5 protein-coding genes and 2 tRNA genes are annotated in these 6,506 nt (G+C 72.3%); 2 read left to right on the forward strand and 5 right to left on the reverse strand.

The window, feature by feature from the left end:
• Positions 1 to 80 precede the first annotated feature (80 nt).
• The 3 genes from thrS to ACWDCZ_RS23755 form a co-directional block, all read right to left on the reverse strand.
• On the reverse strand, positions 81 to 2,060 hold the full coding sequence (gene thrS / locus ACWDCZ_RS23745) for a threonine--tRNA ligase (RefSeq protein ID WP_449816896.1): 1,980 nt from the start codon (positions 2,058 to 2,060) through the stop codon (positions 81 to 83).
• Between the two features lie 88 nt (positions 2,061 to 2,148).
• The gene (locus tag ACWDCZ_RS23750; protein ID WP_380737392.1) at positions 2,149 to 3,312 is read right to left on the reverse strand and encodes a hypothetical protein; all 1,164 of its coding nucleotides are present in this window, start codon (positions 3,310 to 3,312) and stop codon (positions 2,149 to 2,151) included.
• A 32-nt stretch (positions 3,313 to 3,344) separates the two neighbouring features.
• On the reverse strand, positions 3,345 to 3,899 hold the full coding sequence (locus ACWDCZ_RS23755) for a DUF4365 domain-containing protein (RefSeq protein WP_049651441.1): 555 nt from the start codon (positions 3,897 to 3,899) through the stop codon (positions 3,345 to 3,347).
• Between the two features lie 167 nt (positions 3,900 to 4,066).
• On the opposite strand from ACWDCZ_RS23755, the gene ACWDCZ_RS23760 reads away from it, so the two are divergent.
• The gene (locus tag ACWDCZ_RS23760) at positions 4,067 to 4,834 is read left to right on the forward strand and encodes an exonuclease domain-containing protein (RefSeq protein WP_074002368.1); all 768 of its coding nucleotides are present in this window, start codon (positions 4,067 to 4,069) and stop codon (positions 4,832 to 4,834) included.
• Positions 4,835 to 4,915: 81 nt separating this feature from the next.
• On the opposite strand, the gene ACWDCZ_RS23765 is transcribed toward ACWDCZ_RS23760, so the two are convergent.
• Positions 4,916 to 4,987, reverse strand: a tRNA-Val gene (locus ACWDCZ_RS23765).
• A 209-nt stretch (positions 4,988 to 5,196) separates the two neighbouring features.
• A tRNA-Val gene (locus ACWDCZ_RS23770) sits at positions 5,197 to 5,268 on the reverse strand.
• A gap of 615 nt (positions 5,269 to 5,883) precedes the next feature.
• Here ACWDCZ_RS23770 and ACWDCZ_RS23775 point away from each other — a divergent pair.
• Positions 5,884 to 6,297, forward strand: a complete 414-nt coding sequence (locus tag ACWDCZ_RS23775; RefSeq protein ID WP_030056266.1) for an SsgA family sporulation/cell division regulator — start codon at positions 5,884 to 5,886, stop codon at positions 6,295 to 6,297.
• Positions 6,298 to 6,506 lie beyond the last annotated feature (209 nt).

Here is a 6,506-nt window from a genome sequence, read left to right on the forward strand (position 1 = left end):
CGCGAACGCGGGGCCCACCACGCTGTCCCGTAGATCCGTTGCAGGATCGGCGGGCCACCCCCGCTCAGGCGGGGTCCACGTCACACCTGGATACGACGCGCCACAGCATCAACGATCTCGGCGATGGCCTCGTCACGGGGCACGCCGTTCTTCTGCTCGCCGTTGCGGTAGCGGAAGGACACCGCGCCCGCCTCGACGTCGTCGTTGCCCGCGATCAGCATGAACGGCACCTTGGAGCGCTGTGCGTTGCGGATCTTCTTCTGCATGCGGTCATCCGAGGTGTCGACCTCGACCCGGATCCCGTGCTTCTTGAGCTCGGCCGCGACCTCCAGCAGGTACGGCACGTGCTCGTCGGTGATCGGGATGCCGGTCACGGTGACCGGGGCCAGCCACGGCGGCATGGCGCCGGCGTAGTGCTCCAGCAGCACCGCGAAGAACCGCTCGATGCTGCCGAACAGCGCCCGGTGGATCATGACCGGCCGCTGACGCGAGCCGTCCGCGGCGGTGTACTCCAGGTCGAAGCGCTCGGGGAGGTTGAAATCCAACTGAATCGTCGACATCTGCCACGTCCGGCCGATGGCGTCCCGCGCCTGCACCGAGATCTTCGGGCCGTAGAAGGCCGCGCCGCCCGGGTCCGGCACCAGCGGCAGGCCCTGCTTCTCGGCCACGCTCGCCAGGACGGCGGTGGCCTCCTCCCAGGTCTCGTCGCTGCCGACGTACTTGACCGGGTCCTTGGTCGACAGCTCCAGGTAGAAGTCGGTCAGACCGTAGTCGCGGAGCAGGTTGAGCACGAAGGTCAGCGTGGAGTCGAGCTCCTCCGCCATCTGCTCGCGGGTGCAGTAGATGTGCGCGTCGTCCTGCGTGAAGCCGCGGGCCCGGGTCAGGCCGTGCACGACGCCGGACTTCTCGTAGCGGTACACCGTCCCGAACTCGAAGAGGCGCAGCGGCAGTTCACGGTACGAGCGGCCGCGCGCGTCGAAGATCAGGTTGTGCATCGGGCAGTTCATCGGCTTGAGGTAGTAGTCCACGCCCTCGTCGAGCTGCATGGGCGGGTACATGCCGTCCGCGTACCAGTCGAGGTGGCCGCTCTTCTCGAAGAGCTTCCCCTTGGTGGCGTGCGGGGTGTAGACGAACTCGTAGCCCTCCTCCTCGTGCCGCTTGCGCGAGTAGTCCTCCATGGCCCGGCGGATGATGCCGCCCTTGGGGTGGAAGACGGCGAGGCCGGAGCCGATCTCCTCGGGGATGGAGAAGAGGTCGAGCTCGTTGCCGAGCTTGCGGTGGTCGCGCTTCTCGGCCTCGACGAGGAAGTCGAGGTGGGCCTTGAGCTCGTCCTTGGTCGGCCAGGCGGTGCCGTAGATGCGCTGCAACTGGCGATTCTTCTCGCTGCCGCGCCAGTAGGCGGACGCGTTGCGCATCAGCTTGAACGCCGGGATGTGGCGGGTGCTGGGCAGGTGCGGGCCGCGGCAGAGGTCGCCCCAGCACTGCTCGCCGGTCTTGGCGTCCAGGTTGTCGTAGATGGTGAGCTCGCCGGCGCCCACCTCGACGTCGGCGCCCTCGCCGGCGGTGGCGGCGGAGCCCTTGAGGCCGATCAGCTCCAGCTTGTACGGCTCGGCGGCCAGCTCCTCGGCGGCGGCCTCGTCGGTGACCACGCGGCGGGAGAACTTCTGCCCGCGCTTGATGATCTCCTGCATGCGCTTCTCGATGGCCTTGAGGTCATCGGGGTGGAAGGGCTTCTCGACGTCGAAGTCGTAGTAGAAGCCGTCCTTGACCGGCGGGCCGATGCCGAGCTTGGCCTCGGGGTAGAGCTGCTGCACGGCCTGGGCCATGACGTGCGCGGTGGAGTGGCGCAGGATGTCGAGGCCGTCCTTGCTGCCGATCTCGACCGGCTCGACCTCGTCGCCGTCCTGGACGGCGTAGGCGAGGTCCTTGAGCTGGCCGCCGACACGGGCGGCGATGATCGAGCGGTCGTCGGCGAAGAGCTCGGCGGCCGTGGTGCCCGTCGTCACCACGCGCTCTTCCCGATCGGGTTCGCGGCTGATGATTACCCGGACGTCCGTCACCGGTCTCTCCTGACGTGCTGGATTTCAGAGGACGCAACACTGCGCTGCGCGTGACGATGGTACCGAGAGCGCCGCCCCTGCCGTCCACCTACGCCCCCTCTCCCCCTTCCTCCGTCTTCTCTCCGAGCGACTTCAGCAGCCGCTCGCGGTCCCCGTCCTCCCAGCCGCGGAGCTCCAGCCCGTGCGGGCGGACGAGCCGGCGGAAGCCGTCGTGCCGGTCCAGCCGGCCGGAGACCCGGACGGGCAGGCCCGCGAGGTGGGCCTCGGCGGCGAGCCGGTAGTCGGGGTCGGGCAGGCGGAGCTTGAGCTCCCGGACGTCGGCGCCGGTCAGTACCCGGAGCCGTACCGAGCCCGGTCCGGCCGGGTCGGCGCGCTTGAGGCGGGTGACCACGCCGAGCACGGTGACGGCGATGGCGGGTTCGGTCCGTTCCAGCAGGTCGGCGGCCTCCGCCAGGGCGGGCAGGTCGCCGGGCGAGAAGTCGAGGTCGATCCGGCGGTCGCCGAAGCCGCCCGGCGTCCCGGCGGCGGGTGACCAGGCGACGCTGAGCCGGGCGGCCGTGGCGTCGCGCACCAGGTCCTCGACGGACCGGACGAGCTCGCGGCTGACCCCGGCCCGGACGGCGTTCCCGAAGGCCTCGGGCCCGCCGCTGACCCGGCGGTAGTCGACCGCGTCGCGCAGCGCCTCCAGGGCCCGGACCAGGGTGGTGACGGCGGCGCGGCCCTCGGGGGCGGGGGTGTACGCGGTGAGGGCGGCGCCCTGTTCGACCAGCAGGACGCGGTCCAGGTAGTCCCCGGCGAGGCCGTCCAGCCGGGCTCCGAAGTAGCCGGCCCTGGTGCGGGCGGCCTTGGCGCCGGCGGCGAGCATCCCTCGGGCCGCCCCTCTGAGCCGCTCGGCCTCGTCCCAGGAGACGGTCCCGGCGGGGCCGGGCGGCTCGCGGTGCCAGCGCAGTTCGTCGCCGGGAACGGCGAGGGCGAGCAGGATCGAGCGGGCGGAGGGGGTGCGGGCGCGGGAGAGCGCGGCGACGGCGTCGGTGAGGAGTTCGACGGCGTCGTCGAAGCCGTCCCCGGCCGGGACGAGCAGGCTGGTGCCGGGCTCCTCGTCGGGCGGGGTCCAGCGTCCGTACCGGGCGGCCGGGCCGCCGCGGCGGACCCAGCCGTGCCGGGCGAGCAGGGTGGCCAGCACGGCGGGGTCGACGGCGGCCGGGTCGGGCAGGGGCCGGGCCGGCTCGCCCGGTGGGTACGGCGGTGTCATGGGTCCGGTTCCTCCCTGCCGCGGCCGGGCCGTCACGGGCTGCCGCCCGCGCCGATCCGGGCCATGATGTCGCAGAGCGCGCGGTCGTCGAAGACCTTGTCGGTGGGCACCCGGACGTTGGTGCGCCGCTGCCCGGTGACGGGGTGGCCGGCCAGGTTGACCCAGTAGCAGCAGTGCCGCAGTTCCAGGGCGTCCGGGCGGGCCCGCAGCCAGTGGTCGACCCGGCGCGGGAGCAGCATCACGACCAGGATCCGCGGTACGGCGACCCGGGGCCGGGCGAGCTTGCGCAGGTGGTCGTTGTCCAGGGTGAAGCTGAAGAACGGTCCGGCCGGGTCGGGCGCGACCTGCTGGGTGGCCTTGAGCTGGATCTTGACGGTGACCTCGTCGTCCACCTCGTGCGCCCGGGAACCGTGGCTGACGTGCCAGTCGATGCCGTTGTCCGGGAACGGCTGGGAGAGCGAGCAGCCGGCCGCGGCGGCGACCGCGTGCAGGTAGCCGACCTGCAACGTCTCCATGCAGGCGGTGACCGCGAGGTTCCCCCGCGGTGCGGCCGCCGCCTCCTCGGGCTGCGGCTGGGTCAGTGCCATCGCCCCGTGGCCTCCCCCGGCTCGGGCCCGTCCCGGTGTCCGGACGGGTCGGTCGATTCGATCGGGACAGTCATGGGCAGGATCCCCGGTCGGGCTTGGGCCAAACGGGTTGAAGGGGCGTCAGAACCGGGTATCAACCGGGCGCAACGCTCGTCTGAGGGGCAGTCATGCAGCAGCACTGGTACACCGGCCCGCTCGCCTCCTTCGACACCGAGACGACCGGCGTGGACGTGGAGAACGACCGGATCGTCTCCGCCGCCCTGGTCGTCCAGCTCGCGCCGGGCGCACCGGCGCGGACCACCACCTGGCTCGCCGATCCGGGGGTTCCGATCCCGGACGGCGCCCGCGCGGTGCACGGCATCACCGACGAGCGGGTGCGCGCCCACGGGCGTCCGGCCCGCGCGGTGGTGGCGGAGGTCGCCCACGCGCTGGCGGCCGAGGCGCTGGCCGGGCATCCGGTGGTGGTGATGAACGCGCCCTACGACCTGACGCTGCTGGACCGCGAGCTGCGCCGTCATCACGGGCTGACGCTGGCCGGGGGGCCGGCGGCGGCCGGGCTGGTGGTGCTGGATCCGCGGGTGCTGGACAAGCACGTGGACCGCTACCGCAAGGGCCGCCGGACGCTGACCGACCTGTGCGCCCACTACGGCGTGGAGCTGGCCGGGGCGCACGACGCGGCGGCGGACGCGGCGGCGGCGCTGGCGCTGACCCGGCGGATCGGCGCCCGCTACCCGGCGGCGCTGGGCGGGCTGTCGGCGGCGGAGCTGCACCTGCGGCAGGCGGTCTGGCACGCGGCGCAGGCGCGGGGGCTGCAGAACTGGTTCGACCGCTCGGGGAAGGCGGAGCGGGTGGACCTGTCCTGGCCGCTGCGGCCGGCCCGGTGCGGCTGCGGGCGCCGGCTGGAGCCGGAGCACGGCTGCGAGGCGGCGGCGTAGACGGGCGGCCCCGGTATCCCGGGCCTGAACGCGCCGCAGGCCCTGACCTGTTTCCTGGTCAGGGCCTGCGTGCTGTCCGGGTGGGCGATACTGGGATCGAACCAGTGACCCCTTCGGTGTGAACGAAGTGCTCTCCCGCTGAGCTAATCGCCCGGGCAACGAGAAGAACTGTAGCACCATTCGGGGCCGGTCGTACAACTCGCCCGTTCCGGGTACTGCCGACACCTCCGCAGAACTCGCGCCCCACGCGGAAGATGACTGCGCCTCAGGCGATTACCGACGGCTCTTCGGGCGGATTCCGGAAATACACGTGAGGCCCAGCCGATAATCGGCTGGGCCTCACGTATCACTGTGCATTCCGGTGGGCGATACTGGGATCGAACCAGTGACCCCTTCGGTGTGAACGAAGTGCTCTCCCGCTGAGCTAATCGCCCGGGTGCAGAGAAAACATTACCGCATCCCGGAGGGTGCTCCGACCACCCTCCCCGCCCGTGACCCCGCTCCCGGTCGCCCCCTGGGCTCCCGTCCGGCCGCCCCGGTTCGCGGCGGCGCACCCGCGGGTCACGGCCCGCCGGGCGGCCTCCGTGACCTCGCGGCGGATCCGGTGCGGGGCCGGGGCCGGTCGGTCGGGCCCCCGCACCCAGGAAGATCACCAGCCGGGCGGCGGCGCGACCGGTCCGAACGCACCCCCGCGGGGCCGGCCAGGGAGATCACCACCCGCCGGACCGGGTGCGGCGGACGCCGGCCGGGGCCCGTCAACCGGTCGCCCGTCCGCCGTCGACGACTGCGTCAACCGCCACAGCCGCTTCACCCGTTCCCGTGTTCCCGCGCCTCTTGTCGTTTCGCACAGTCATGCCAGGAAACTAACCAAGTAGCGCCCGGGTAATGCCCGGCCCGGCCGCTGCGGGGCGATTCCGCAATGCGCCGTAAGGGGTACGACTCGCGCCCGAATCGGGACAGAGGGGTTTACATCGGTCTTGGGGGTGGGATGGTCCGTTCGCCGACGTGCGATTCCCCGAGCGCACACTGAGCGAAAGGCCATGGCGCTTATGAACACCACGGTCAGCTGCGAGCTGCACCTGCGCCTCATCGTGTCCAGCGAGTCCTCACTGCCCGTCCCCGCGGGCCTGCGCTATGACACCGCCGACCCCTACGCCGTGCACGCCACGTTCCACACGGGCGCCGACGAGACCGTGGAGTGGGTGTTCGCCCGAGATCTCCTCGCGGAGGGGCTGCACCGACCCACCGGTACCGGCGACGTCCGGGTGTGGCCGTCCCGTAGTCACGGGCAAGGGGTGGTCTGCATCGCACTGAGCTCTCCGGAAGGAGAAGCCCTGCTGGAGGCCCCGGCCCGAGCGCTTGAGTCGTTCCTCAAGCGGACGGACGCCGCGGTGCCCCCCGGCACCGAACACCGTCACTTCGACCTCGACCGGGAGCTGTCCCACATCCTCGCCGAAAGCTGACCCCGTCCGGAGGGCGGTCACGCCCCGCTGTCGGCGGGGCCATACCGCCTGCCGCCATCGCAGCCGTCCTACTCGGGGGCACGGCAGCGGACTCAGCCGCGCACGACGCGGTCTCGGGGCCGGTGAGGCGGTCCCGCTCTCCCCGGAGCGGGCCCCAGCACCGCAGGCGCCCGGCACCGAGGCCGGTCATCCTCACGGGTGGCCGGCCT

This window comes from Kitasatospora sp. NPDC001225, assembly GCF_053597855.1.

What these genes read in the sequence shown, in the direction of transcription:
- ACWDCZ_RS23760 (WP_074002368.1), top strand. Translation starts at nt 4,067, where the DNA reads ATGCAGCAGCACTGGTACACCGGCCCGCTCGCCTCCTTCGACACCGAG.
- ACWDCZ_RS23775 (WP_030056266.1), top strand. Translation starts at nt 5,884, where the DNA reads ATGAACACCACGGTCAGCTGCGAGCTGCACCTGCGCCTCATCGTGTCC.
- ACWDCZ_RS23755 (WP_049651441.1), bottom strand. Translation starts at nt 3,899, where the DNA reads ATGGCACTGACCCAGCCGCAGCCCGAGGAGGCGGCGGCCGCACCGCGG.
- ACWDCZ_RS23750 (WP_380737392.1), bottom strand. Translation starts at nt 3,312, where the DNA reads ATGACACCGCCGTACCCACCGGGCGAGCCGGCCCGGCCCCTGCCCGAC.